The organism is Vibrio sp. 970 (assembly GCF_033339075.1).
In genome coordinates, this window is the sequence record NZ_JAWOTW010000080.1 from 1 (window position 1) to 1,222 (window position 1,222).

1 protein-coding gene is annotated in these 1,222 nt (G+C 44.9%); it reads left to right on the forward strand.

What is annotated here, in order from left to right:
* Positions 1-312: 312 nt before the first annotated feature.
* On the forward strand, positions 313-1,222 hold a 910-nt coding region (locus tag R7Q11_RS24845; protein WP_225466840.1), incomplete at its 3' end, for a M23 family metallopeptidase.

The window sequence follows — 1,222 nt, forward strand, 5'->3', positions numbered from 1 at the left end:
TCCGTCGCCAGTTATAAATTTAATGAATATTAATTTCTTAAAATATGCGCAATTTATAGGATAAACCGTGAAGTATGTTGAATTGCACATTCATACTATTGGTAATTTCGTCACTCTAAAGTGCCAAACATGCAACACCGACCAAAATTAACTCAACATTAAATCCGCACTGAGTCTTTTATCAAATATCGGAAAACGGCTCACGACCTGACACTTCTTTCCAATTTGCCTCTGGCAGTCCCCTGTGGTTTTCCTTACAGTCGAGCTCACTCAGTGACGAGGCTTATACCAGAATACGATCATTACGACATGATGAAAGACCAACTGACGATCTCGATATCAACCATCAATGGCTCCAAGCATTGGTATTTCAGTAAACGGATGCAACGCAACCTAAAAACCTTTTTAGGGCTATTTGTACTGACTTTGGCAGCTACCGCCATTCTCATAAACCATCTTTACGCGCGGGTCGATAGCGCAGCGATGAAACAAGCGCAGCTCACCGAGCACTCACGCAGCATGGGCGAAGAGCTCAGTACATTAAAGGCGTTGAAGTCTGAACTAGAAAACGACCTTTCTGAGCGAGAGGAGCGGGTTCAGTTGGTTTCCGAGCGCTTAGGCGAGCTAGAAAAAGTGCTTGGCGTGGATAATCACGCCACCAATGAAGATTTGGATACTCGACTGGATTCAGCAGCGATCACTTCGAATGTACGAACGCTGATGCTCAATCAAATTCCAAACGGTTCGCCAGTGGGTAAAGTTCGACTTTCATCCGGTTTTGGCAAACGTATTCATCCTGTCACCAAGGTAGCGAAAATGCACCGCGGATTAGATTTCGCGGTGAACATCGGAACAAAAATTTATGCCCCTGCCGATGGCGTGGTGGAAGTCACTCGTCGCAGCAATACCGGCTCTGGCAACTTTCTGAGGCTACAGCACTCTTTCGGTTTTACCAGTTCTTACTCGCACTTAAAGAAATTCAAAGTGCAAAGCGGCCAATTCGTAAGAAAAGGCGATTTGATTGGGATTTCTGGCAACAGTGGGCTCTCTTCTGGCCCACATCTGCACTACGAAGTGCGCTTTGTCGGACGAGCATTGAACCCAAAACCGTTTGTTGATTGGAGCCTTAATAATTTTGAAGATATCTTTACTAAGGAGCGAAAAATACGATGGGAATCTTTGATAAAAACCGTGGAACAACGAGTAGCTCAGCAGCTTCAAC